This is a genomic window from Candidatus Saccharimonas sp., from assembly GCA_015256915.3.
Lineage (GTDB): Bacteria > Patescibacteriota > Saccharimonadia > Saccharimonadales > Saccharimonadaceae > Nanogingivalis.
This window is the reverse complement of sequence record CP076101.2, coordinates 65,308-87,888: the sequence shown is the minus strand read 5'-3', so window position 1 is coordinate 87,888 and position 22,581 is coordinate 65,308. Positions and strand designations below refer to the sequence as shown.

At 36.1% G+C, this 22,581-nt stretch carries 26 protein-coding genes and 1 tRNA gene; 2 read left to right on the top strand and 25 right to left on the bottom strand.

The features are described from left to right. Positions 1-47: 47 nt before the first annotated feature. The 4 genes from HXL38_000440 to HXL38_000425 form a co-directional block, all read right to left on the bottom strand. Positions 48-1,097 (bottom strand): SurA N-terminal domain-containing protein, encoded by a 1,050-nt coding sequence (locus HXL38_000440; protein QWB91046.1) that lies wholly within the window; start codon positions 1,095-1,097, stop codon positions 48-50. Continuing rightward, positions 1,084-1,599 carry a PH domain-containing protein gene (locus tag HXL38_000435; GenBank protein QWB91045.2) on the bottom strand — a complete coding sequence of 172 codons (516 nt, stop codon included), beginning with the start codon at positions 1,597-1,599 and terminating at the stop codon, positions 1,084-1,086. The genes HXL38_000440 and HXL38_000435 overlap by 14 nt, the downstream gene beginning before the upstream one ends. A gap of 12 nt (positions 1,600-1,611) precedes the next feature. After that, positions 1,612-1,688, bottom strand: a tRNA-Arg gene (locus HXL38_000430). Positions 1,689-1,731: 43 nt separating this feature from the next. Further along, the gene (locus tag HXL38_000425; protein QWB91044.1) at positions 1,732-2,241 is read right to left on the bottom strand and encodes a nucleoside-diphosphate kinase; all 510 of its coding nucleotides are present in this window, start codon (positions 2,239-2,241) and stop codon (positions 1,732-1,734) included. A gap of 66 nt (positions 2,242-2,307) precedes the next feature. On the opposite strand from HXL38_000425, the gene HXL38_000420 reads away from it, so the two are divergent. Next, the gene (locus tag HXL38_000420) at positions 2,308-3,225 is read left to right on the top strand and encodes a tyrosine-type recombinase/integrase (GenBank protein ID QWB91043.1); all 918 of its coding nucleotides are present in this window, start codon (positions 2,308-2,310) and stop codon (positions 3,223-3,225) included. Positions 3,226-3,248: 23 nt separating this feature from the next. Here the strand turns inward: HXL38_000420 and HXL38_000415 are convergent, their stop codons facing one another. Genes HXL38_000415 through pilM form a run of 11 tightly spaced genes read right to left on the bottom strand, consistent with a single transcriptional unit; the run spans position 3,249 to position 13,526 of the window. Continuing rightward, positions 3,249-3,923, bottom strand: a complete 675-nt coding sequence (locus HXL38_000415) for a prepilin-type N-terminal cleavage/methylation domain-containing protein (protein ID QWB91042.1) — start codon at positions 3,921-3,923, stop codon at positions 3,249-3,251. Continuing rightward, the gene (locus HXL38_000410; GenBank protein QWB91041.1) at positions 3,907-4,518 is read right to left on the bottom strand and encodes a prepilin-type N-terminal cleavage/methylation domain-containing protein; all 612 of its coding nucleotides are present in this window, start codon (positions 4,516-4,518) and stop codon (positions 3,907-3,909) included. The genes HXL38_000415 and HXL38_000410 overlap by 17 nt, the downstream gene beginning before the upstream one ends. Beyond that, positions 4,518-5,585 (bottom strand): hypothetical protein, encoded by a 1,068-nt coding sequence (locus HXL38_000405; protein QWB91040.1) that lies wholly within the window; start codon positions 5,583-5,585, stop codon positions 4,518-4,520. Before HXL38_000405 ends, HXL38_000410 begins: the two co-directional genes overlap by 1 nt. Before the next feature lie 33 nt (positions 5,586-5,618). Further along, complete coding sequence (locus HXL38_000400) at positions 5,619-6,521, bottom strand: prepilin peptidase (GenBank protein QWB91039.1); 903 nt, start codon at positions 6,519-6,521, stop codon at positions 5,619-5,621. A 20-nt stretch (positions 6,522-6,541) separates the two neighbouring features. Continuing rightward, on the bottom strand, positions 6,542-7,747 hold the full coding sequence (locus HXL38_000395) for a type II secretion system F family protein (GenBank protein ID QWB91038.1): 1,206 nt from the start codon (positions 7,745-7,747) through the stop codon (positions 6,542-6,544). 1 nt (position 7,748) lies between these two features. Next, complete coding sequence (locus tag HXL38_000390; GenBank protein QWB91037.2) at positions 7,749-8,816, bottom strand: type IV pilus twitching motility protein PilT; 1,068 nt, start codon at positions 8,814-8,816, stop codon at positions 7,749-7,751. A 12-nt stretch (positions 8,817-8,828) separates the two neighbouring features. Further along, positions 8,829-10,598: a GspE/PulE family protein gene (locus HXL38_000385; protein ID QWB91036.2), complete on the bottom strand. Its 1,770-nt coding sequence runs from the start codon at positions 10,596-10,598 to the stop codon at positions 8,829-8,831. 27 nt (positions 10,599-10,625) lie between these two features. Next, positions 10,626-10,844: a hypothetical protein gene (locus HXL38_000380; GenBank protein QWB91035.1), complete on the bottom strand. Its 219-nt coding sequence runs from the start codon at positions 10,842-10,844 to the stop codon at positions 10,626-10,628. Further along, positions 10,844-11,710: a hypothetical protein gene (locus tag HXL38_000375; GenBank protein ID QWB91034.1), complete on the bottom strand. Its 867-nt coding sequence runs from the start codon at positions 11,708-11,710 to the stop codon at positions 10,844-10,846. Before HXL38_000375 ends, HXL38_000380 begins: the two co-directional genes overlap by 1 nt. Continuing rightward, positions 11,710-12,477, bottom strand: a complete 768-nt coding sequence (locus HXL38_000370) for a hypothetical protein (protein ID QWB91033.1) — start codon at positions 12,475-12,477, stop codon at positions 11,710-11,712. The genes HXL38_000375 and HXL38_000370 overlap by 1 nt, the downstream gene beginning before the upstream one ends. Then, positions 12,477-13,526, bottom strand: a complete 1,050-nt coding sequence (pilM, locus tag HXL38_000365; GenBank protein ID QWB91032.1) for a type IV pilus assembly protein PilM — start codon at positions 13,524-13,526, stop codon at positions 12,477-12,479. Before pilM ends, HXL38_000370 begins: the two co-directional genes overlap by 1 nt. A 99-nt stretch (positions 13,527-13,625) precedes the next feature. Here pilM and ychF point away from each other — a divergent pair, with 99 nt between their 5' ends. Then, positions 13,626-14,702, top strand: coding sequence for a redox-regulated ATPase YchF (gene ychF / locus HXL38_000360; GenBank protein QWB91031.1), 1,077 nt, complete (start codon positions 13,626-13,628; stop codon positions 14,700-14,702). Positions 14,703-14,752: 50 nt separating this feature from the next. Here ychF and HXL38_000355 read toward each other — a convergent pair whose 3' ends face one another. The 10 genes from HXL38_000355 to HXL38_000310 all read right to left on the bottom strand — a co-directional run bounded on the left by HXL38_000355 (position 14,753) and on the right by HXL38_000310 (position 22,568). Further along, entirely contained in the window at positions 14,753-15,475 is a 723-nt protein-coding gene (locus HXL38_000355) for a TlyA family RNA methyltransferase (GenBank protein QWB91030.1), read from the bottom strand. Between the two features lie 120 nt (positions 15,476-15,595). Further along, complete coding sequence (gene efp, locus HXL38_000350) at positions 15,596-16,156, bottom strand: elongation factor P (protein QWB91029.2); 561 nt, start codon at positions 16,154-16,156, stop codon at positions 15,596-15,598. A gap of 72 nt (positions 16,157-16,228) precedes the next feature. After that, on the bottom strand, positions 16,229-16,429 hold the full coding sequence (gene rpsR, locus HXL38_000345; GenBank protein ID QWB91028.1) for a 30S ribosomal protein S18: 201 nt from the start codon (positions 16,427-16,429) through the stop codon (positions 16,229-16,231). 17 nt (positions 16,430-16,446) lie between these two features. Beyond that, a complete protein-coding gene (ssb, locus tag HXL38_000340) occupies positions 16,447-16,878 on the bottom strand; it encodes a single-stranded DNA-binding protein (protein QWB91027.1) in 432 nt (143 codons plus the stop codon). A 25-nt stretch (positions 16,879-16,903) separates the two neighbouring features. Further along, complete coding sequence (gene rpsF, locus HXL38_000335; GenBank protein ID QWB91026.1) at positions 16,904-17,215, bottom strand: 30S ribosomal protein S6; 312 nt, start codon at positions 17,213-17,215, stop codon at positions 16,904-16,906. A gap of 157 nt (positions 17,216-17,372) precedes the next feature. Then, complete coding sequence (locus HXL38_000330; protein ID QWB91025.1) at positions 17,373-19,622, bottom strand: DNA translocase FtsK 4TM domain-containing protein; 2,250 nt, start codon at positions 19,620-19,622, stop codon at positions 17,373-17,375. Positions 19,623-19,662: 40 nt separating this feature from the next. Continuing rightward, positions 19,663-20,625 carry a DNA polymerase III subunit delta gene (holA, locus tag HXL38_000325; GenBank protein ID QWB91024.1) on the bottom strand — a complete coding sequence of 321 codons (963 nt, stop codon included), beginning with the start codon at positions 20,623-20,625 and terminating at the stop codon, positions 19,663-19,665. Further along, on the bottom strand, positions 20,625-21,506 hold the full coding sequence (gene mutM / locus HXL38_000320; GenBank protein QWB91023.1) for a bifunctional DNA-formamidopyrimidine glycosylase/DNA-(apurinic or apyrimidinic site) lyase: 882 nt from the start codon (positions 21,504-21,506) through the stop codon (positions 20,625-20,627). The genes holA and mutM overlap by 1 nt, the downstream gene beginning before the upstream one ends. Continuing rightward, positions 21,506-21,940, bottom strand: coding sequence for an HAD-IA family hydrolase (locus HXL38_000315; GenBank protein ID QWB91022.1), 435 nt, complete (start codon positions 21,938-21,940; stop codon positions 21,506-21,508). Before HXL38_000315 ends, mutM begins: the two co-directional genes overlap by 1 nt. Beyond that, positions 21,924-22,568 carry a hypothetical protein gene (locus HXL38_000310; protein QWB91021.1) on the bottom strand — a complete coding sequence of 215 codons (645 nt, stop codon included), beginning with the start codon at positions 22,566-22,568 and terminating at the stop codon, positions 21,924-21,926. Before HXL38_000310 ends, HXL38_000315 begins: the two co-directional genes overlap by 17 nt. Between the last annotated feature and the right edge of the window lie 13 nt (positions 22,569-22,581).

The window sequence follows — 22,581 nt, the reverse complement described above, 5'->3', positions numbered from 1 at the left end:
CCTATTAAGACAAAAATAAAAAGCACAACTTTTGCTGTGCAATTTATTTAGTCAACTTTAATATATTTTTGAATCTTACCGTCTTTTTCGAGCTGCTCAAGTTGTTTATTAAACTCGGTAAATTTAATTTTTATCGATTCATAACTAACTTCATTATCAGTTTTTTCAATCAATTTAACTATGTAATAGCCATCACCCGAGTTTGAAATAAATGGTTCCGAAACTTCACCAACTTTTAATCCTGCCGCAATTTTAGAACGACCACCATCAATGTTAGTTTTTCGAACTTTTCCGGGTTTTGCGTATTCAATTTTATCGCCAAAATGTTCAACAGCCTTCGAAAAATTATTTGCATTTTCACTTAAATATTTTGAAACATCATTTTTAAGGCTTTCAGCCGTTTTGTCAATTTGTGCAGTCACTTTTCGGCGAAGTAGTGGCAACTCAATGAACATTCGGCGATATTCACTTGGCGAAAGACTATAATTATCAGCCGCAATCTTATATAAAGCGCTTTCAGTAAGCTCGGTATTTTGTATTTTTCGCTGTGCATCAAAAGCTTCGCTAATTTCTTTATCTGAAACTGAAATTCCAAGTTCACGAGCCTTCTTTTGGGCATAAGCATTTGCGATTGCATTTTTCATTGCTTTTGATTTATTTAGAGTTGAAAGTGCGCTTATATTATTCGCTCCTTCAATTTCATCTTTTTTGGCATTTGCAATTTGCATATTTGCCCGATATTCCATTAAATAATCACTATAAAGTGCTTTCTCACCATCAACTTTTGCAACTGGAAATGGAAATATAGTCGTAAAACGATAAACAAACTCACTGGTATTTTGAGCTTGATAAAGCTGATACCAAAGCAAGCTCGCACCCGTAATCAGTATTACACCAGCAATAATTAAGGCGTTAATCACTAAACGATTTTTGCTATACTGCACAGGATATTTAAATTTTTTACCCTTATTTAAAATCTCACGACGCTGTTCTTCAAGTGTCGTATTTGTAATTTTTGCAATCTGGCTTTCGTGAGATTCAGGTTTTTTTGAAACCTTATCTCTAATTTTTTTAGCTTTCTCTCTAATATTCTTCATTTTCTCCCTCCATTTCAACTTTCGAAATCGCATCTTGAATTTTATTATAAATCTCTTCTGGATGTTCAACATTTTTAATTTCTAAATCACCCACAATTGTAAAAATATTGATTGTTCCAAAATGGAAAATTTCACCAAAAAAACCTGGGATTTCAAAATTAACACTTTGAATTTTCGAAAGCGGTAAGTCCATCATTTTTCGCCCAAAAAAGCCTTTTTGTGTAATCTGGCGAATCCGCTCATTCGAAACAATATAAAGAGAATAATACCAAAGCATGAATTGATAAAAAAATAAAATTAAACCAACAATAAATCCACCAAAAGCAATCCAGAGCGCATCCATTAGACTATCTGATGTTAGCATAAAAAATGTTGGCAAACAAGAAATCGCAAAAACGCCCAAAAAAAGGTAAAAACCCTTTCGCATTGCAATGATATGCTTTCGAAACATAAAGAGAAATTCTTCGCCTTCTCTTTGACCTTTAAAAATTTGTTCTTTCATAAATAAATTTAGTGGTACCCCGGATAGGAATCGAACCTATAACCTTTTCCTTAGGACGGAACTGCTCTATCCAATTGAGCTACCGAGGCTCACTACTCTATTTTACCAGATTTTTAAAAAAATAGCGAGATTTTAACGCGTAAATTTTTCGCGAGGTGAAGTATAGTTATAAATTTCAAAATCTGAAAACCAGTGTGAAATTTCTTGCTTTGCTTCTTCAATGCTACCTGAAGCATGAATTAGATTCGGAATCCCAACATTATGCTCATCTGCATAGCCAAAACTCATGTGCGAATAATCACCGCGAATCGTACCAGGAAGCGCCGTTTTTGGTTCAGTTCCACCAACAAGTTTTCGCACCAATTCAACCGCCTCCACGCCTTCAAAAACCATTGCAATTACAGGCCCTTGAGTCATAAATTCCAACGCCATGTCAAAAGCTTTTTCACCGCGCCGTGTGACCATTTTACCAATTCCTTCATAGTGCTTATGATAATGTTCTTTGCTTGGGAAAATCATTTTTGTGCCGATTATTTTCAAACCAACCCTTTCGAAACGCGTTAAAATTTCTCCCACAATTCCACGTTGAACAGCGTCTGGTTTAAATAAAATTAATGTTCGCTGAACTAATTCTTTCGACATAAAACTCCTTATTAGACTTCTTTATAAATTATACTATTTTTCATAAAAAAATGCTATAATAAGATTATGTATATTTCCGAAGGAATTGAAGATTTTATTGAATCGCTTGAAGTTGAAGGCGGTCGTTCGAAAAAGACGGCCGAGAATTATCGACTTTATTTGGAGCGATTTGTTGAATTTGCGGGCGATATTCCAGCAAAAGAAATTACCTCAGAATTAGTTCGAAAATATCGTTTATGGCTTAATCGTTACGAAAATGAATTCGGCAAAGATTTAGGGCGAGCTACACAAGCTTATCACTTAATTGCCCTTCGAAGATTTTTAACTTATCTTGCTCGGCGCGACATTAAAAGCTTGGAACCTTCAAAAATTGAGCTACCAAAAATTGTAAAGCCACAAGTTAATTTTTTGCATTATGAAGAAATCGAGCGTTTAATTGCTGAGATTCCAAATGAAACCGAAAGTGATTTACGAGACCGCGCAATTGTGGAATTACTCTTTTCAAGCGGTTTGCGTGTTTCTGAGCTTGTAAATTTAAACCGTGGAAGCATTAATACAAAGCGGCGTGAATTTACCGTTCGCGGAAAAGGAAACAAAGACCGACCAATTTTTATTTCGAAAAAAGCCGCAGAGCATATCGAAAATTATTTAGACGCTCGAAATGACAACTTGCAACCATTATTTTTAAATTATTCGCGGCGATACAAGAAACCTTCAACTGATGGAAATTATCGGCGAATTACACCACGTTCGGTGCAAAGAATGGTTGAAAAATACGCAAAACTTGCCGGAATTACAAAACACGTTTCACCCCACACAATGCGACATTCTTTTGCAACAGATTTACTCGTAAATGGTGCGGATTTGCGCTCAGTGCAAGGAATGCTTGGCCACGCCAGTATTGCAACAACACAAATCTATACACATATCACTGACCAACATTTAAAAGAAATTCACGAGAAATTTCACAGCGAAACAGAATAAAAGTGGCTTTCGAAAGCCACTTTTTATCTGCCAAGAGTTCGAACAGTTAAATCGAATCTATTAACTGCACAATAATTACTTTTAATATTCCCTTCACAATTATACGTGCTTACATCTATATCACCGTTGTTCGGTGTTCCTAAAATATAAGAAATATTAACGATCATTTGGTTTGATGCACTATTTTTTAAATTAGGCGAGGTTGAAAAATTAATTCCGTGTAGTCGAAGATCAATTTCACCGCCAGTTAGGATTTCTGTAACATTGTTGTCACGAGGCACCCTTCGCCAAATTGTATTTTCGGCACCATCAGCGCAATAAGATCTAGCAGTATCGCGAACTTTTACTAATTTAACGGCACTAATATCATCGAAAACTATCCGTCTTCCATCTCCTATATTCCACAAGTAGCTCACGGTTCCAGTACAAAATGCGCCAGCCGCACCAGTAGATTTATAAAATTTACCATCAACACCGCCATTCCAATCATCAAGCATTGGCGAAGAATTAAAAGTCTTAGTAAAATCTGTATTAATTGTACGAGCAGCAGTGTTTAAATCTTTATAAGTTGTACCACGAGTAATTGTATTCGTCATTTGAATAATTAAGCCAGCAACACCAACGAGCAAAAATGCAATCACGCCCATTGCTAGCATTAATTCCATAATCGTAAAACCTTTTTTAGCTCCTTGGGTCATATAACCTCACAATCGTTCCAAGAGTTGTTTTTACGTTAGTTCCTGGCGCAGACCAACATGCACGAATATGAAAATCATAATATTTCGTATTTGGAGCATGGACTTTCTCAACCCAAATACCTTGCGCACTTCTATAAGGAAGATCATCACGTAGCCAGTTCGCATTATTATCTTTATCATCACCATAAGCAATTCGTGGATAAGTTATTGCATTAACTATTTTTTCATTATGATAACCACGATTCGTCACCATATCTCTTGTTGAGATAACAAAAGCACTTGAACCTCGACTACACTCCCCAAGCGGGGTTGCTGAGCCTTGAGCGTCTTTCGTTAAGCTATTTTTCCATAATTCTGCCGCAGGACTTGAAACTTCTGAACTATCTGCACGATATTCAGAAATAAACGCCGCATTAGCAAAACGCAAAGCTTCCGCTTGAGTATCCATAGCATTTCGCGCCATAGTAAGCTGCAAACTTGCTAGTGCACGCGACATTCCATTATTCATTGCGGTCAACCCAATCATCATTACAGTTGCAAAAACAGCAATAGCAAGAAGCACTTCAATTAATGTATCACCTTTTCGAAATTTCATTATAAATTCTTTCCATCAATTATTACATCACCAAATCTTGCATCACCCTTTCTATCGCCTCCACAAGAAGAGCCCTTAGGACCGTCAAGAGGCGCGATTTCAACGGCAGAAGCCGAAGGTCCAATTTTTACAACTTTATTTCTATCGCCGAAGAAATTGAAACCGCCAGCATACCACTGTACTCCGTCGTTAGAAGGTCGAACGCAAACATTAACTGTTTTTCCATTTTTAATAACAAAATCACTATTCACATTTATATCTCTAAAAGCGGCTATAAGGCCATCATTATCAAGAGAGCCATGTTCTATCATTGCTGAAGTACCGAAAGAAATTATTGAATTATCAATAGGAGACCTTAATATTAAAACACCAGTGATCGTATCTAAACCATGCCACTTACTATCGCCACTCGTTATTGAGGTAACTGCACTTTTATAGCTGAATGCCCGTATCCCACTAGCACTAGTTATCCTATTATCTGTAACATTTTTATATGTTCCGCGCCATTGCAACTCTATATCCTTTGGGCCTTTTACACTATTCTTACCACCATCAAGAACAAACTTTGTTGCACGTAAAGCCTCTATGCTGTTTCTACATTCTCTTAAATCACCATGAAATTTGCCATTCTCATCTATTGCCCGACAATCCTTTGATATATCTATATCTTTTCCTATAACATCAAAAACCCTAAATCGCTCTTGTCCAAGAGTTGCATTTTCATTCCCAGGAATAACATTTCCATTATATAAAGAAATATACTTTCCAAGTATAACACAATTGCTTGACCCCGTTAAATTGCCGCTATTATCTTTTAAAATACTTATATTTGCGCCAGACGTGTCACATTTAATTTTTGTAGAACCCTTATCGTTAGTTTGATTTTCTACATCCGAAAACACACCTTGAATATCTGACTTAAAAGTATTCACCGAATCATTATAGCGCTGTTTTTCAATACTGGCATTCCATCCAACAAGCATAGTCGCCAACATCAAGCCAGAGATACCCAAAACAAGTATTACTTCAATAATTGTAAAAGCTTTTTTCATCATAAAGTTTTCCATATTTTCTCCTATTATACCATAAGCTTTTTATTTTTACATTATTAAATTGACAAAAAATACCAAAATTTGCTGTTGAAAAGCTAACAAAATTAAAGCTGCTAAAATCATTGCTGGGCCAAATGGAATTTGTGTTCCACGTTTAACTTTTCGAAAATGCAAGATAGATTGAAAAACTGCAAAAACCAAGCCCACAACATTTGAAAGGAAAAGTAGAAAAATCGCAAAGACTGGGTGATTTGGTAAAAGAAAAATCAAGCCAACCGCCAAAATCCAGTCACCACCACCAACCCATTGCTCTTTCGAAATTTTTGCAAGTACAAAATAGATCAACGGGAAGAACATCATTGAAATTACTAAGTAAAAAATGGATCTCAAATTAAATCCACCAGAAACCGTCAAAAATCCAGTTGCCCAATAAATAAATGCTAAAATATTGAAAATATATAGAAGTTTGGTTGGTAAAAGTGACCACTTAGCATCATAAATAAGCATAATTGCAAGCGGAACCAGAGAAATTAATAAAATGAAAAGTCTAATTGCTGGCAAAACTAAAACTGTGCCATTCGAAATTGGGTTAAAAATCAAGAAAATAATTACAAAAAGTGCAAACATTAAAATTTCAGAGAAAAATTCAAGCGAGCCGATTCTTGAACAGCATTTACGACATTTTCCGCCAAGTGAAAGCCAAGAGATAATCGGAATTAAATCAAACCATTTTAGTTGATAATTACAGTTCAAACAATGCGAGCGGTCTTTTTTTGTTTTAACCGAAACCAAAGAGCGGAGTTTTTTCCATTCAGTAGAATCAACTTTTTTACCAGACTCTCTCTCTTCTTGAAGTTGTTTTGCGCGCACTCGCCAAACTTGGGCAACCGAAAAACTACCCAAAACGGCACCGATTACACCACAAATTAAACTTAATAGAAAATTCTCCACTCTCTCTTCCTTTCGAAAAATTAGACTTTTGTAACTAGCGAGTAAATTGGGAATAAAATTGCACCAATCAAGCCACCCGCCATCAATGCCATCACAACCATCAAGATTGGCTCAATCAAGGTTGAAATAGCTTTAATTTGCTCATCAAGTTCATCTTCATAAACCTGTGCGGTTTTGCCAAGCATTTCATCAATTTTACCAGATTGCTCACCAATGTTAATCATTTGTGGCACCATATCCAAAATATAATCTTTACCCTTTAAAGATTCTGAAAGACTTTTACCGCTTTGAACGAGTTTTCCGGCTTCATCAATACTTTTTTTCACAATAATATTATTCATTGCATCACCACAAATATTGAGCATATCAAGTAGTGCCACACCAGTTGAAAGCAAAAGCTGACCAGTTCTTGCAAATCGCGCCATATAAAGCTTTCGAAATAGCGGGCTAAAAAGTGGCACGTTAAGCTTGAAGTTTGCCGCAAATTTAATCCCTGACCCTGTCTTAAGATATTGGCGGAAGAAATAACCAGCAACACCTATTCCGACCAAAACAAGCCACCAAAAGTTGATTATAAAGTCTGATATTCCAATAAGAATTTGTGTTGCAAATGGCAATTCTTGGTGCATATCTTTATAGAGCTGTTTAACTTGAGGAACAACCTGCACCATCATAAACGTCATCACGAGACCAATAACCACAAGCACAATTACTGGGTAAGTTAAAGCTCCACGAATCTTACTCATCATTGCCGCGTCTTTTTCCTGCTGAGTTGCAACACGGCGAAGCGATTCATCAAGTGTTCCCGACATTTCACCAGCAGCAATCAAAGCAAGATAAACTTTATCAAAAACATCTGGAAATTTCGAAAAAGCATCTTTCAAGATTGAGCCACTTTCAACTGAAGCTAAAATATCATCAACAACTGAACGCATTTTTTTATTTTCAGTTTGCTCAGAAACTGTTCGAAGAGCCTGCGCAAGAGGTAAACCTGCACCAATCAAAGTAGCGAACTGACGAGTGAAGACGATTTTATCCTTAGTTGTGATTCGGTTCATAAACCTCGCCAAAGCGTTTTCTTGGCCGACTTCATAAATATCATCTTGCAAAATATAGCCTTGATCAATAAGAGCTTTTCCAGCCGCACGCTGACTATCTGCTGAAATTTCGCCTTTAATGATTTTACCAGTAACACGATCTTTTACTTTATAAGAAAATTTTTTCATATTAGCCTCTCATCAACCTTTCAAATTCAACTAAATCAACCGCAAATTCGCGTGCATCGTCATAAGTTACCACACCAGATTGTACTAATTTAACAAGCGTTCTGTCCATTGTCTGCATCCCTTGGTCGGATCCAGTTTGAATAACAGTATCAAGCTGATGAGTTTTTCCTTCACGAATAATATTTCGAATTGCAGGGTTGGCAACCATAACTTCGGCTGCAACAACTCGCCCACCGCCAATTGCAGGAATAAGTCGTTGAGCACAAATTCCTTGCAGAATATTAGCAAGTTGCGAACGAACTTGAGGTTGTTGGTGTGGCGGAAAAACATCAATCATACGGTCGATTGATTGCGCTGCAGAGTTTGTGTGAAGCGTTGCAAACACTAAGTGCCCAGTTTCAGCAATTGTAATTGCAGCCGAGATTGTTTCAAGATCACGCATCTCACCAATTAAAACAACATCTGGATCTTGACGAAGCGAACTTCGAAGAGCCGCAGAAAATGAGTAGGTGTCATAATGAACCTCTCGCTGAACAATCGCTGAGCGTTTTGATTTATGCGTAAACTCAATTGGATCTTCAATTGTAATGATATGCTGAGCTTTTTCGCTGTTAATTTTATCAATCAAAGCGGCAAGAGTTGTAGATTTTCCTGAACCAGTTGGCCCCGTAACTAAAACTAAACCACGCGGAAAATCGGCAAAAGACTGAATTACTGGCGGCATTCCAAGCTCAGTAATAGTTTTGATTTGATTTGGAATTAAACGAAGTGAAGCTGCTAAATTACCGCGTTCATGAAAAGCATTAACACGAAAACGGCCCAAATCACCAAAGGCAAATGAGAAGTCGAATTCTTTATCTTTAATTAGAATTTTTTGCTGATCATCATCAAGGATTGCAAAAACAAGATGCTCAACTTCTTCGGCATTCAATGGATTGTATCCTGGGAATGGCGCCAAAACGCCATCAAGCCGCATCATCGGCGGCAAACCAACTTGCAGATGAAGATCGCTTGCATTTTTTCGAACGATTTCTTCAAGTAAAATTTCTATTCTTAGATTTTGATTCATATTCCTCCCGTTTTATGCGCTATCAGACGCAACCCTATTAACTTCTTCTAATGTTGTAATTCCTGTTAAAGCTTTAAGATATCCATCTTGACGCATTGTAATCATTCCTTGCGCCATTGCTACCTTCTGAACCTCGTGTGAAGTTGCATGCTTAATGATAAGCTGTTGAATTTCTTCGGTTACCTCCATAACTTCATACAAACCTGCACGCCCTTTGTATCCTCCTGGCGTTTGCGGTGTATCACGACCTTTCACAAGAGTGTAAGACTTCTGGTTTGCAAGAGGTAGATTTTTATAGCCTAAGTCAGCTGAAACTCTTTCTACTTCATCTGGTGTTTTTGGCAGCAAATGACCTACAGTATCGATAATACTTTGCGTTTCAAGTGGTGAAGATTGATAAGTATTTCGCTTGGCCGCAACCCTTCGAACAAGACGCTGACCAATAATTGTATTCACTGTTGAAGCGATCAAGAAAGGTTCAATCCCCATATCAATCAAGCGAGGCAAAATTCCGGCAGCAGAGTTGGTGTGAAGTGTTGAAAATACTAAGTGTCCAGTTAATGCGGCCTGAACGGCGAGGTTGGCTGTTTCACCATCACGAATTTCTCCAACCATCACAATATCAGGGTCAAGACGCAAAATAGAACGCAATCCCGCTGCAAAAGTTAATCCAACCTCAGCATTAACTTGAATCTGATTTACGCCATCCATCTTATATTCAACAGGGTCTTCGAGAGTAATAATATTCACCGAATCATCTTTAATCTCTTTAATCAATGCGTAAAGCGATGTTGATTTACCAGAACCAGTTGGACCAGATGTTAAAACCATTCCATTTGGAGCAGCAATTCCCTTTCGAATTGTTCGAAGAGCTCGCCCGGCGTATCCCATTTCTTCAAGATTAAAAGAATTACCCGTTTTATCAAGCAAACGAATCACGACTTGCTCACCCCAAACAACTGGCGAAATAGCGATACGAAGGTCAACTTCTTTATCTCCAACAGCAACAGCAAACTGACCATCTTGCGGTACGCGGTGCTCATCGATCTTTAAGCTTGAGAGAATCTTAATACGTGAAATTAAAGCCGGCTCAATACTCTTTGGCAAATTCATAATTTCTCGAAGAACACCATCTATTCGACAGCGAATTTTCAAAGATTTTTCAAGTGGTTCAATATGGATATCGGATGCTTTTGCGCGAACAGCATATTCTAAAATTGTATTCAAAGCTTTCGAAATCGGTGAGTCCTGCACAATTGTTTGAACCTGCCGTTTCGATTCTGCTTCCGCCTGAGTTTGCGCATCAACATTTTCAGCCAGAGCATCAACACCGGAAAGATCAGTTTTATATTGGTCTAAAATATGCCTAATTGATTTTTGGCTCGCCATAAATACTTTTAGAGGGCGCTGAATTAGACTAGAAAGATAATCAACAGCTTGAATGTTTGTTGCATCAAGCATTGCAACAGCAATTCGCCCCTGAACTTCAGCAATTGGAACCGCCATATTTCGTTCAGCAATATCAACTGAAATTAAATCAAGAGTCTCTTGCGGAATGGTAGTATTTTCAAGATTAACATAGGGAATCCCCGAAACATGAGCTGTTGCGTGAATAAGAATTTCATTATCAAGAAACTTATGCTCAATCATATACGACATTAGAGACTGATTATTTAAACCAGCCTCTTTTATAGCCAACTCAATTTTTGATTCTTGAATAAGACCCTCTTCAACAAGGATTTTCGCAAGTCTATCCTGAATATCATTGGTTAATAATGTCATTACATTCCTTTTTGAATTATTTAATATTTATTGTCCAATATTAACTTGAACCGTTGGATTGATAGCATCCTTATTAAAAATTTCACTACTTGGTTTTACATATTCGTTCGAAATTGGTTCAGTAATTTTAACATCATAAGTTTGCTCAGAAAATCCACCCTGAGCCAAAGAGTTAATAACTAAATATGAAATCAAAACGCTAAAGCCCGCAATCAAAACAATCATCGCAATATCAGTTTTTTTCATTATTTCGATCCTCCCGTAGTGCTTGAGTTTTGAGTTTTACCAGTTCCAGTTGTAGAAGTTGCTGGCTTTGCAGTTTCGTCTGCTTTAACTTTCTTACTTTCAAGCTTCATTGTATATTTAGGATAATAGTAGGATTTCGCAGAAAAGTTAAGACTAAATCGGTTAAGTGAACGCTCGAATTTAAAACTCGTAATATTTATTGATCGAATTGATCTTTCCATCTTTCGAACAGTATTAATTAGATTATTAAGTGCTTCATCTTGAGATTTAGCGACTCGCGCTGAATTTGAGCCTTCACCCTGAAAACCTGCAGAAATTGTTGCTGAAAATTGAATATCTTTCACACCTTCTGGAATTTTATTTGAATCTTGAACACCGCTAGTTACTGATGAACTAGAAGAATTTGACGCTGAGCTTGAACCTGAAAGACTTTTGTTTGCAGAATCAGCAGAGTCAATACTAAAAGAATCAAGAGTTACGCCTTCAGAAAAAATATTCTTTTCAAGGCTAGCTGCAAGAGCGGCAGCATTCTCGCTATCAGGCAAGGCATCAGCAATAACGCGCAAACCACCATCTTCGGCATTAGATTTCAATTTTCGCTCATTAAGATTCGGATCGGTTTCTAATGAACTTAACTTACTCTTTAAATCTTCAATATTTTGGATATTTTTTTGAATTGTTGAAATACTTTTATCTTGTTCACCAAGAACTTTAGAATTAAATGTAAAAATCCTAAAAAGATAAATCATTCCAACAACAGATGCGCCAGCAATTAAAGCAGCGCCCGCAACCGCCAAAAACATTGTTTGGTTAGCCTTATTAATGGCATTTCGCTTCAAAAAAGCTACTTCTTTATTTTCACCCATTATTTATTCTCCTTTTCAGAATCTTTTTTTGAATTTTGAGTAAAAATTCCAGCAGGAACCTGAATAGTTGAGTCTGTTACATTCTTTCGACCAAGAGCTTTTACCGCAAAGTTTTTCGAAGAAAATTTCAAAGCTGCTTCGTTCAATTTAAAGCTAACAGTGAAACGCAAAACATTTTGGCCTTGTTCATTAGCTCCAAGCGAACTTTCATTTCGAACAACTGACCCTTCATCAGCAAGCATACAGATATTAGCATCTTTTTCGACTTCACTAGCCTTACATTGAGAGCCTTCACCATCATAGATAATTTGTGAATATTTAATTGTTTTAATAAAAGCTTCAAGGGCTGGAAAACCATTACTTGCTTGACCTTCAATTGAAACGATTCGAGTTTCAGGGTCGTAATTCACTGAAGAAAACTGAACAGCGTTTTCACCGGTAGTCTGAATTGCCGGTAGAATTGTTCCGATCAATCGTGAGGTATCTGGCGAAGCATTTCTAATTTTTTGAATTGCATTAAGCTGATTTCGAAGAGTAGCCGCTGTTTCCCCATCTTTAATTTTTTGCATCTCAGCAAATTTGTTTGAGATATCATTGGTTTTTAAGCCCATAACAAATTGCTGACCTTGAGTTGTTAAGAACAATAAAACCACTCCAGCAAGCATCACACCACCAATAATTATAGATACGAAAGTAACTATATTTCGAAGTTGCTGAGCTTTAATAAGATCGCGTTTAACATCTGGCAAAAGGTTAATTTCAATCATTATTTGTTACTCCTTTCAGCTAAACCGACAGCGACCGCAAATTCATTTCCAACACCTGCAATCTGCTGCTGATATTTCGCAGGAACATTAATATTTTGGAAAGGATTTGCGGAATAAGACTGAATTCCAGTTTTCGAAGAAACATATTCTGGCATTTGTGGAATAATTCCAGAAAATCCTGAAAGTGAAATTACCCCAACTTGAGCATTTTGGTATTTTGTTCCTAAAAATTTTATTGATTTAGCAATTTCTTGAACGAAATTCTCAAGAGTCATTTCGATAGCTCTAAAAACCTGACCCTCTAGTTTATCTTGGGCTAAGCCGAATTTCATAATAAATTGTCGAGCTTGATCTTCTTTAATATTCAAATTTTGAGTAGCAGATTTCACCAAGCTTGATATTCCAGTAGGAATTGTACGAACAAGCCTTGGAACACCTTGATATACAATAGATAAATCAGTAGAAAGCTCACCCATATCAATAATTAGCTGAGCCTGATCGGATTGGTTAGGCATAAATAAAGCACGAGTCATTGCTAAAGAATCAGGTTCGCTCGCAACTACATTCAAGCCTAGACCTTCAATAAATTCCATCTTTTCTTCACTATAAGTTTTAGCTGTACTTGCAAGTAAAATCTCCAATGAATCAGGGTTAGAAGGAGATTCTCCAAGAAGAGCCCAGTCGACTTGAGCGTCATCAACCGCCATTGGAATATACTGATCAACTTGATATTTTATGTTTTTTTGTAATTCTCTCATATCCTGTTTTGGTACTTCGAAAATTGTCGTGAATGTCTTCTGGGACGTAAGACTAATCGCTACATTTTTTGTTTTAATATCGCTCTGTCCGATCATTGTTGAGATAATTTCCCCCAAACGACGACGGCTTTCATCCGAATTACTCAAAACCAATTGAGGGTCGACTGGTGTATAACCGAGGCCAACCAAATTCCAAGAATTCTCTCCAGCTTTCGAAAGCTGGACAGCACGAATCGCATTTGTTCCAATATCTAACGAGAAGAAATCGCCCACACCTTTAATATTAATCATGCCTATATTTTAACATAAACGTAATTGAAAAATCAAGCTTTTTTATTTTTATTTTACAAACTTTTATGTTAAAATAAAAAGATACTAAAAGGAGATTTTATGAGTTTATCAATTGGAATTGTTGGACTACCAAATGTCGGCAAATCAACACTATTTAACGCACTAACTAATAATGATATTTTAGCAGCAAATTACCCTTTTGCAACAATTGAGCCAAATACTGGAATTGTGCCAGTACCAGATTCACGCTTAAATAAATTAGCTGAAATTTACGGATCACAAAAAATTATTCCAGCAACAGTAACTTTTGTTGATATTGCCGGGCTAGTTTCAGGAGCTTCGAAAGGTGAAGGTTTAGGTAATAAATTTCTCGCAAATATTCGCCAATGTGACGCAATTGTTCATATTGTTCGAGCTTTCGTGAACAATGATATTGTTCATGTTTCGAACGAAGTCAATCCAAAAAATGACATTGAGGTTATTAATACTGAGTTAATTTTAGCAGATATTCAAACTATCGAAAACCGCTTGCCCAAACTCCAAAAAGAAGCAAAGGCAAAACCAGCTCTTCGAAAACAAGCTGAATACTTGAACAAATTAGTTGAACAACTTCAGGCCGGAGTTCTTCTCTCTTCAATAGAAGATTTAGATTACGAAGCAATCCAAGATTTACATTTACTAACCGCAAAACCCGTAATTTATGCATTCAATGTTGATGAAAATACTTTAACCGATGGAGCTAAAAAAGAAGAACTTTCAAAAATAGTTCTTCCTGCAAAGTCAATATTTGTATGCGCTAAGTTAGAGGAAGAGCTAAAAGGTTTAAGTGAGGAAGATTCAAAAGATTTACTCGAAAGCTACGGAGTTCAAGAAACTGGCTTAAATCAGATGGTTCATGCTGCCTATGACACACTTGGGCTACAAAGTTATATGACAGCAGGGCCAAAAGAAGTTCATGCCTGGACGATCAAGAAAGGATGGACAGCCCCACAAGCTGCAGGAGTAATTCATACAGATTTCGAAAGAGGTTTTATTGCTGCACAAGTTATCGACTTTAACGATTTAATTGAAGCTGGAAGTGAGCTTGAAGCAAAGAATCGTGGAAAAATTCGAACTGAAGGCAAAGAATATATTATGTCACCAAATGATGTTGTTGAATTTAGGTTTAACGTTTAAGATAATAAAAAACCACATACAACGTTTTGTGGTTTTTTATTTTGTATAAATTATTTATTCAATACTTTCAGAATATAAAATCTCTCTTGATTACCTTTAGAGCCTTTTACTCCACTATCTCGTTTATCTTTTATGTATAAATTATTTATACGACACCAATTTTCGAATTCTTGAAGTATTCTTCTTCGATATGAATTATTTTTAACGATGCCGTTAGTAGTTCCATTTCTACCTGCTTCAAATTGCGGCTTAACCATTGCAATTATTAGTGTATCGTTATTAGATAATTTTGTAACACTTGGCAAAATTTCTTTTATAGATATAAAACTAACATCAATAACAACTAAATCAATTTTTTGACTCGTGTTAAAATCTCTTATATCTGTTTTTTCATGAAGTTCAACTTTTTTATTCAATCTTAACTTTGGATGAAGCTGGTTTGTACCAACATCGATAGCAATAACTTTTTTTGCACCATTTCTCAATGAGTAATCCGTAAATCCACCAGTACTTGAACCAACATCTAAGACAACTTTATCTTTAAAATTGATTTTCATTATTTTTGCAACACTTTCAAGCTTGAGACCTGCTCTTGAAACATATTGAACCTCTTGAAGAAGCTTTATCTCCGAATCAATATTAGTAAAAAATCCAGGCTTAGTCCTTTTTATGCCATCAACAAAAACTTTACCCAGTTTAATATAGCTCTCAGCCTGAGAACGGCTATCAACTATCTTTTTTTGAGTTAATAAAATGTCTAGTCTAGTTTTCACATTGTATATTATACCACATTTCATCTTAAAAATATATACAGGCTTATTGTTCAATTTTTTTATACAATAAAAATAAGCTGATTATTAAAATCTCAGCTTATTTCTTAATAATAACATTAATTATTTTTGGCGTTCTCGATATTCACCAGTTGAAGTATCGACAGAAATAACATCATTTTCCTTAATAAAGGCAGGTACTTTAACTGTAATTCCAGTTTCAAGTTCAGCATCTTTCAAAACGCTTGAAGTTGTATCACCCTTTACCACATTTTCAGTATAAACAACTTTCAACCAAACATTTTTTGGTAACTCAACATTGATAACCTTACCATCAAAAAATTGCAAATTCAATTCTTCTGCTTCTTTTAAATATCCAGCAGCTTCATCAATAATTTCCTTCGAAAGCTGAAATTGTTCAAAAGTCTCTGGATCCATAAAATGAAAATCTTTACCGTCATTATAGAGATATTGAACTTTTTTATTCGAAACCTCTGCCGGTTCAACTTTATCTTGGCCCTTAAAAGTTTTTGGTAATAAAGCTCCTGTAATAAGGTTCTTAATTTTTAAACTTACAATGCTTCCACCGCGACCAACAACTTTTTGGTTATATTCAACCACTCGATATGGCTGACCATCAAGCTGAAAAACTACACCTTTTTTTAAATCAGTTGGCTGATACATTTTCCTCCTTAAATTATTTTAAAAAATAAATCTTCCCTACCCGGTTTTGAGCAAGGAAGATTCAAAAATCAATTAAGCATTTGTTACGAATGCTAGCAACGCCAAATGACGAGCTCGTTTGATAGCAACTGTCAATTGTCGTTGTTGTTTAGCGCTCAAACCAGTTTTTGTAGCTGGCTCAATTTGACCATAAATGTTAACAAATTTTTGCAAAGTTTTAACATCTCGGTAATCAAAATACGCTGGGATTTCTCGTTTAAATCGTTTAGCCATTTTACTCCTTAATTAAATTAGAATGGAATATCGGATAGGTCGATTGGCTCGTCCGAAAAGTCATCGCTGATAGTTGGCTCTTCATTTTTTTGTACTGAAGGCGCGCTTCCACTGCGATTTCCATCACTCACAAAGCTAAATTCTTCAACCACAACATCAATCGCACTTCGATTTTTGCCAGTATCTTTATCTTGCCAAGTTCGTTGCTGCAAACGACCGCTCACAAGTAGTTGGCGACCTTTCGATACATATTTCGAAATCGTTTCGCCAGTTTTACCCCAAGCAGTACAGTTAATGAAGCTGGTTTCTTCTTGGCGCTCACCGTTAGTACTATTCCAAGTTCGGTTAATAGCAAGAGTGAAACTTGCAAGATTTTGGCCGTTTGGAGTTGTTCGAAGTTCTGGGTCTGCAGTTAAGTTTCCCATCAAAATTACTTTGTTAAAAGCCATAACTATCTTCTATCCTATTCTTAAATTATTTTTCTTCTGATTCTACAACTGGTCGTGCTTCTGCTTTAACAAGCAAATATCGCAAAACTTCGTCGGTAATGTTCAAAGTATTACTGATTTTTAGGGGTGCAGCAGCTGGAAGTTTAACATCCATTGCAGCATAAATTGCAAAATCCTGACCTTTAATAGCGTAAGCAAGTTTTTTCTTACCCCAGTTGTCTTCTTTTGCAATTTCACCGCCGTTAGCAGTAATCAAACTTCGAACCTTATCAAGCACTTTTTCAAGATCACTTTCGAAGTCTGGATGAACAAGAACTGTAAGTTCGTAATCCTTCATTTTTACTCCTTTGGTTAAAGCCTATCCTTTCAAATAAGCTGAGCTAATATTCTTTTAAATTATATCATCTTTAGAGAAAAAAATCAATAAAACTCCAATATTTATTTAACTTTAAGAGTCTATCAAAATATTATTAGAAAATAAAAAAATCGGCAAATTATTCACCGATTTCTTCATAGCTCGAAACTAAAACCTCGCGAGGCTTTGAACCGTTTGGCGGACCAACAATTCCTTTATCTTCCATATCATCGATTAATTTTGCAGCACGACTATAACCAATTCCAAGCCTACGTTGCAAATAGCTAGTTGAAGCTTTTCGTGCTTCAATTACAATTTTTACAGCCGTTTCGAAAGTTTCATCAACAGAAGAGCTACCGCCATTCATCACAAGACCACCCATTGAGCTTGGCGTCTGAACTGGTTGCGAAATAACTTCATCATTATATTGCGGCGGACCTTGCGAACGGATAAAATTAGTTACCCGCAAGACCTCCTCATCGGTTACCCAAGCTCCCTGAACACGCTTCAAATTAGAAGCTCCATTCATATAGAAAAGCATATCACCATAACCAAGGAGTTTTTCAGCACCACCACGATCAAGAATTGTTCGAGAATCACCATTTGCCGCAACCTTAAAAGCAATTCGACTCGGAACATTACCTTTAATCAAGCCCGTCACAACGCTAACAACTGGTTTTTGAGTTGCAAGAACAAGATGAATTCCAACTGCGCGTGCTTTTTGAGCAATTCGCACAATCATAGCTTCAACATCTTTTGAAGCCGCCATCATTAAGTCAGCAAGCTCATCAACCACAATTACGATATACGGCAAAGGCTCAAGAAGTTTTGGCTCTTCCCCTTCTGGTGTATTCTTCTTGATTTTTTCGTTTTTCGAAATTACATGCTTATTATAGCTCTTAATTTCTTTAATTTTTTCATCAGCTAAAACACGATAGCGCCGCTCCATTTCATTCACTGCCCAGCGAAGAGCTGAGAGCGCTTTTTCGGAATCATTAATAATTGGTGTTAAAAGGTGTGGAATATCTTCATACGCGGTCATTTCTACAACTTTTGGATCAACCATAATTAACTTCAATTCGCTTGGTGAATGGCGATAAAGCAAACTCGTTAAAAGTGCATTCATCATTACAGATTTTCCTGAACCAGTTTGACCAGCAATCAAAAGATGTGGCATTTTTGCCAAATTTCCAACAACAGGATGACCAGATATATCTTTACCTATTGCGAAAGTTAGTGGGTCGTGTGAGTTTTTCCACTCCTTCGAATCTAAAACACTGTAAAGCCGCACATCGGCCGACTTCAAATTTGGAATTTCAATACCAACTGCACGCTTTCCTGGAATCGGAGCTTCAACACGAATCGCTTCAGCTGCCAAATTTAGAGCGATATTATCACTAAGATTTTCAATTCTGCTTAACTTAACGCCACTTTGCGGAACTAAAGTATATTGAGTTACTCTTGGACCAATATTTGCGGCTTCCATTTCAACTTCAATATTAAATTCACTCAAAGTATTCTTAATTGTGCGTGCATTTTGCTCAACATCACCAGCATCAGCAGGAGCTTGTGATTGCTCAAGCAAACTAAAATCTGGTGCTTTCCATTTTGAATCATCAAAAATATGCCCAGTATTTTCTCCTTTCGAAACCTTTTCCAGCTTCTTTGAAATTCGCATCAAACCTTTTTTCTCTTTTGGTTCATCTTTTTCTTGCGATTTTTTATCTAATACTGCAACGCCAGCATTTAGCTTAATTTCTGGTTTTTCTTCAGCAGAATCATTAACTTTTTTCAGCAACATCGATTCTTTAGCTTTTTCAAAAACTTTGGCATTTTTAGATTCATTTGCAAAATCGCTAGTTTTAAGCATTTCGCCAATCTTTTTAATAACAACGATTGGTGAAACTCGTAAAATCGAAAGAAGCGTAATTGAAATTAACAAAAGATAAATAATTGCTGCCACCATTGAATTAACCATTGCTAGCATAATTTTATTCGAAACTTCTCCGCTCCAACCTCCATAATGAACACCAGCTGAAGTTTTAAATAGACCAAAAAATCCACTTAGCCAAATTAAAATTAGAATTAACCCAAAAGTGTTTAAAATTGGAAATCTATTTTGCTCGTCACGAAAGATTTCAACAGCAATAAAAATTAGAACTGCTGGCAAAAAGAAAGTTGCCCAGCCCATAAGCCCAAGAAGTGCTTTATGAATTGCAACCAATGCTGAACCACCAGCGCCAAACCAGCTTAAAACAAGAAAAAGCGAAAAAGCAATCAAAATAACTGCACCAACCTGTGCCCAAAAACCAGCCGGCAAAACACTTTGTTTTGGAGCTGAAACTTTTTTAGATTTACCTTTTGTTGATTTTACTTGTTTTTTAGCCATAATCAATTTATATTATATCATAAAAATGTTTTTTCGAAAACTATTTTTGGCTCTTTAATTTGCTAGCAATTTCAAGAATTGTTGACTCAACTAAATTCCAAGGATCAACACTTTCAGTTTTAATAATTTCATCTACCTGCGCAAATTTTGAAACAATCTCAGCAAGTTGGCTTTCGCTCAGATTTTGTACAAAATTCTCCATTTTTCCTAAAGCCCAAGTATTCGCACCGATTTCTTTAGCAATTTCTGCCGTAGTTTTCCCAATATTTTTACCGATTTTTAAGGCTACTAAATTAAAAATTTGTGTTGAAATCATTCCTAAAAAGCGAAAAGCTCCATCTTCGCTATCTGTAATTTTTAATTTCGAAAACTCTTCTTGCAACTTCAAAATATCGCCCAAAAACATCATTTCAATAATTGCAAATGCGTTACTCTCAATATTCTGCGGAACAAATTCACGAATATTTTGTTCACTAGCCTCACCAATTAACGCTATTTTTTCGATTGCATCACGTATTCGCCATTCATCAATACCAACCCAAGAAATCAAAAAATTCGCCGTTTTATTATCAAGCGACAAACCTTGTTTTTTTGCAAAAAGTCGTGCAAACTCTGCCAAATTTTTCGAATCTCTTGCGGTTAAATTCTTAAATTCATATAATTCAACAATTTTTGAAATGGCCTTATAAACAACCGATCGCTTATCAATTTTATCTTCAACCAAGCAAAGATGAACATCGGTTGAAATTCTTGGTAAAATTTCAGCTAAATTCTGCCAAATTTCTGAATTTTCGCTTAAATTTCGGATATAAACAAAACGTTTTTCAGATAACAAGCTAACGCCACAAATTAAATTTACAAAATCACTCTTCGAAAGCTCATCGGAGTTACTTTTCTGAATTTCAAAACCAGATTTTTCAGCATCAATCTTCATTTTAGCGAGTTGAGCAGTGCGTTCATAAGAGTTATCACCATATAGAATTGTTGTTTTTCCACCAATCATCAGTTTTCATTACCTTTAATTTTTTGGCAATTTGTGCAAAAATGTGTTCCTCTACCACCAACACGAATTTTTGAGATTTCTGTTCCACAGCGCTTACAAGGCTCGCCATCTTTATGATAAACGGCGGCATAATTTAAATAATTTCCGCGCGAGCCATCTGCATTGACATAATTTCGGTCGGTTGAGCCACCTCTTTTAATTGATTCATTCATCACAAAACGAATCGACTCATGCAAATTCACAAAATCTTCGTTCGAAAAATCTTTAACTCTAGTTTCAGGGTGAATTTTTGCTCGCCACAAGGCCTCATCAGCATAAATATTTCCAACACCAGCAATAACACTCTGCTCCAAAATCGCAGGCTTTATCATACTATTTTGTTTTTTCGAAAGACGATTTTTTAAAATTTCAACCGTAAAATTATCTTCAAGAGGTTCAGGACCAAGCTTTTGAAAAAATGGCAAATTTTCAATTTCTGGTATTGGTAATAATTTCATATAGCCAAATTTTCGCTGGTCATTAAAAAATAATTTAGTTTCATCTTCAAAATCAATCTCAACTCTTGTTGATTTATTTGGAAGATCATTCAAAAAATCCTCATTTGGATGACCTGCGCCCCAGTTTTCTTCGCCACGATAAACCATTTGCCCTGTCATTCGAAGGTGCGTTACAAGCGACCAACCATTCTCTAGTTCAATAATTATAGCTTTTCCACTGCGGCGAACATTCGAAATTTCAGCACCAATCATAAAATCCTGAACATCTCTTTCAGCATTCGGAAAACTTTTAGGCCAATCGTGTTTAACTTTCGCAATTTTCTTTTTTAAAATTAGTCGATTCAAGCCTCTTACAACTGTTTCAACTTCTGGTAATTCTGGCATTATTCCTCCTTAAATTCTTTCGAAAATTCATTCCAATTTTGATATAAAAATGCGTTTATTCCAAGTTTCTTAGCAGCTTCAACATTTTGCCAAGAATCATCAAAAAAATAAATTTCATTTAAACAAGCCTCACTTTTATCAATTGCAATTTCAAAAATCTCTTTTGAAGGCTTCGAAAAACCAACCCCACCTGAGAGCACCAAGAAATCAAAGAGCTCCTTCTGCTCCTCTTTCGAAAAAAGCTGATTAAATTGATATTGTGCGACATTAGATAAAACGCCAATTTTTGAACCTTTAACTTTATTTTTTCGAATAAAATTCAACAAATTTTGATCCTTTTGCCAAATATACTCAAAAAGATGCTCCGAAGAAGGCTGGCGAGAAACCAGCACCCCGAAGCAATCAAAAATCAAAACTTTAGCGTTTAATTTCATTTATCCCAAGATCGCGAACTATTTGCTCATGTCCAGGAACTTGCGCAATGAACAAATTTTGCAATTGTCTTGTATTTGCAATAAGTGAACCTTTTGAGCCTGAGCAAGTTGAAGTCCAGAGGTGTTTTTCAGTTTTATCATCTTTTAGCATCGAGAAATCATAAAGATGGCCAGTAGCACAAACGCCAGCTAAATCATCTGCCTCACCGCTAAAAGGAGTTCCTTTCATCATATTCGCTTTATTTAAAGCATTTACGAATTGCGTATAAGATTCGGCATTATTATCAAGCTTAACCTCTTTAATTACTTCACCAAGATAACCTTTGTAAGTTGTGAGTTTTCGAAATTTTGGTGAAACCTCAACCGTGTAAGAACGAAAATTCTCTTGTGCAACAATAGGCCCACGGACCACCATTTTAACGCTGCGATTCTGGTCAGCACTTAACAATTCTTTACTTGAAGGCGAATTATCTTCTTTCGAAGTTTCATTGTTTGCCTGTTGGGCTTGATCTGAGCCATTTCCACCATTCATAAATGCATTAACAATTGTTACAACTGTAATAATTGAAAGAATTGCAATCGCAATAATCAATAAAATTGGTGCAATTCGTATAATTTTTTCTTTCATCTTAACCTTTCCC

Excerpts from the sequence above, each read along its gene's own strand:
- HXL38_000440 (QWB91046.1), bottom strand. The coding sequence starts at position 1,097 with ATGAAGAATATTAGAGAGAAAGCTAAAAAAATTAGAGATAAGGTTTCA.
- HXL38_000435 (QWB91045.2), bottom strand. The coding sequence starts at position 1,599 with ATGAAAGAACAAATTTTTAAAGGTCAAAGAGAAGGCGAAGAATTTCTC.
- HXL38_000425 (QWB91044.1), bottom strand. The coding sequence starts at position 2,241 with ATGTCGAAAGAATTAGTTCAGCGAACATTAATTTTATTTAAACCAGAC.
- HXL38_000420 (QWB91043.1), top strand. The coding sequence starts at position 2,308 with ATGTATATTTCCGAAGGAATTGAAGATTTTATTGAATCGCTTGAAGTT.
- HXL38_000415 (QWB91042.1), bottom strand. The coding sequence starts at position 3,923 with ATGACCCAAGGAGCTAAAAAAGGTTTTACGATTATGGAATTAATGCTA.
- HXL38_000410 (QWB91041.1), bottom strand. The coding sequence starts at position 4,518 with ATGAAATTTCGAAAAGGTGATACATTAATTGAAGTGCTTCTTGCTATT.
- HXL38_000405 (QWB91040.1), bottom strand. The coding sequence starts at position 5,585 with ATGGAAAACTTTATGATGAAAAAAGCTTTTACAATTATTGAAGTAATA.
- HXL38_000395 (QWB91038.1), bottom strand. The coding sequence starts at position 7,747 with ATGAAAAAATTTTCTTATAAAGTAAAAGATCGTGTTACTGGTAAAATC.
- HXL38_000390 (QWB91037.2), bottom strand. The coding sequence starts at position 8,816 with ATGAATCAAAATCTAAGAATAGAAATTTTACTTGAAGAAATCGTTCGA.
- HXL38_000385 (QWB91036.2), bottom strand. The coding sequence starts at position 10,598 with ATGACATTATTAACCAATGATATTCAGGATAGACTTGCGAAAATCCTT.
- HXL38_000380 (QWB91035.1), bottom strand. The coding sequence starts at position 10,844 with ATGAAAAAAACTGATATTGCGATGATTGTTTTGATTGCGGGCTTTAGC.
- HXL38_000375 (QWB91034.1), bottom strand. The coding sequence starts at position 11,710 with ATGGGTGAAAATAAAGAAGTAGCTTTTTTGAAGCGAAATGCCATTAAT.
- HXL38_000370 (QWB91033.1), bottom strand. The coding sequence starts at position 12,477 with ATGATTGAAATTAACCTTTTGCCAGATGTTAAACGCGATCTTATTAAA.
- pilM (QWB91032.1), bottom strand. The coding sequence starts at position 13,526 with ATGATTAATATTAAAGGTGTGGGCGATTTCTTCTCGTTAGATATTGGA.
- ychF (QWB91031.1), top strand. The coding sequence starts at position 13,626 with ATGAGTTTATCAATTGGAATTGTTGGACTACCAAATGTCGGCAAATCA.
- efp (QWB91029.2), bottom strand. The coding sequence starts at position 16,156 with ATGTATCAGCCAACTGATTTAAAAAAAGGTGTAGTTTTTCAGCTTGAT.
- rpsR (QWB91028.1), bottom strand. The coding sequence starts at position 16,429 with ATGGCTAAACGATTTAAACGAGAAATCCCAGCGTATTTTGATTACCGA.
- ssb (QWB91027.1), bottom strand. The coding sequence starts at position 16,878 with ATGGCTTTTAACAAAGTAATTTTGATGGGAAACTTAACTGCAGACCCA.
- rpsF (QWB91026.1), bottom strand. The coding sequence starts at position 17,215 with ATGAAGGATTACGAACTTACAGTTCTTGTTCATCCAGACTTCGAAAGT.
- HXL38_000330 (QWB91025.1), bottom strand. The coding sequence starts at position 19,622 with ATGGCTAAAAAACAAGTAAAATCAACAAAAGGTAAATCTAAAAAAGTT.
- holA (QWB91024.1), bottom strand. The coding sequence starts at position 20,625 with ATGATTGGTGGAAAAACAACAATTCTATATGGTGATAACTCTTATGAA.
- mutM (QWB91023.1), bottom strand. The coding sequence starts at position 21,506 with ATGCCAGAATTACCAGAAGTTGAAACAGTTGTAAGAGGCTTGAATCGA.
- HXL38_000315 (QWB91022.1), bottom strand. The coding sequence starts at position 21,940 with ATGAAATTAAACGCTAAAGTTTTGATTTTTGATTGCTTCGGGGTGCTG.
- HXL38_000310 (QWB91021.1), bottom strand. The coding sequence starts at position 22,568 with ATGAAAGAAAAAATTATACGAATTGCACCAATTTTATTGATTATTGCG.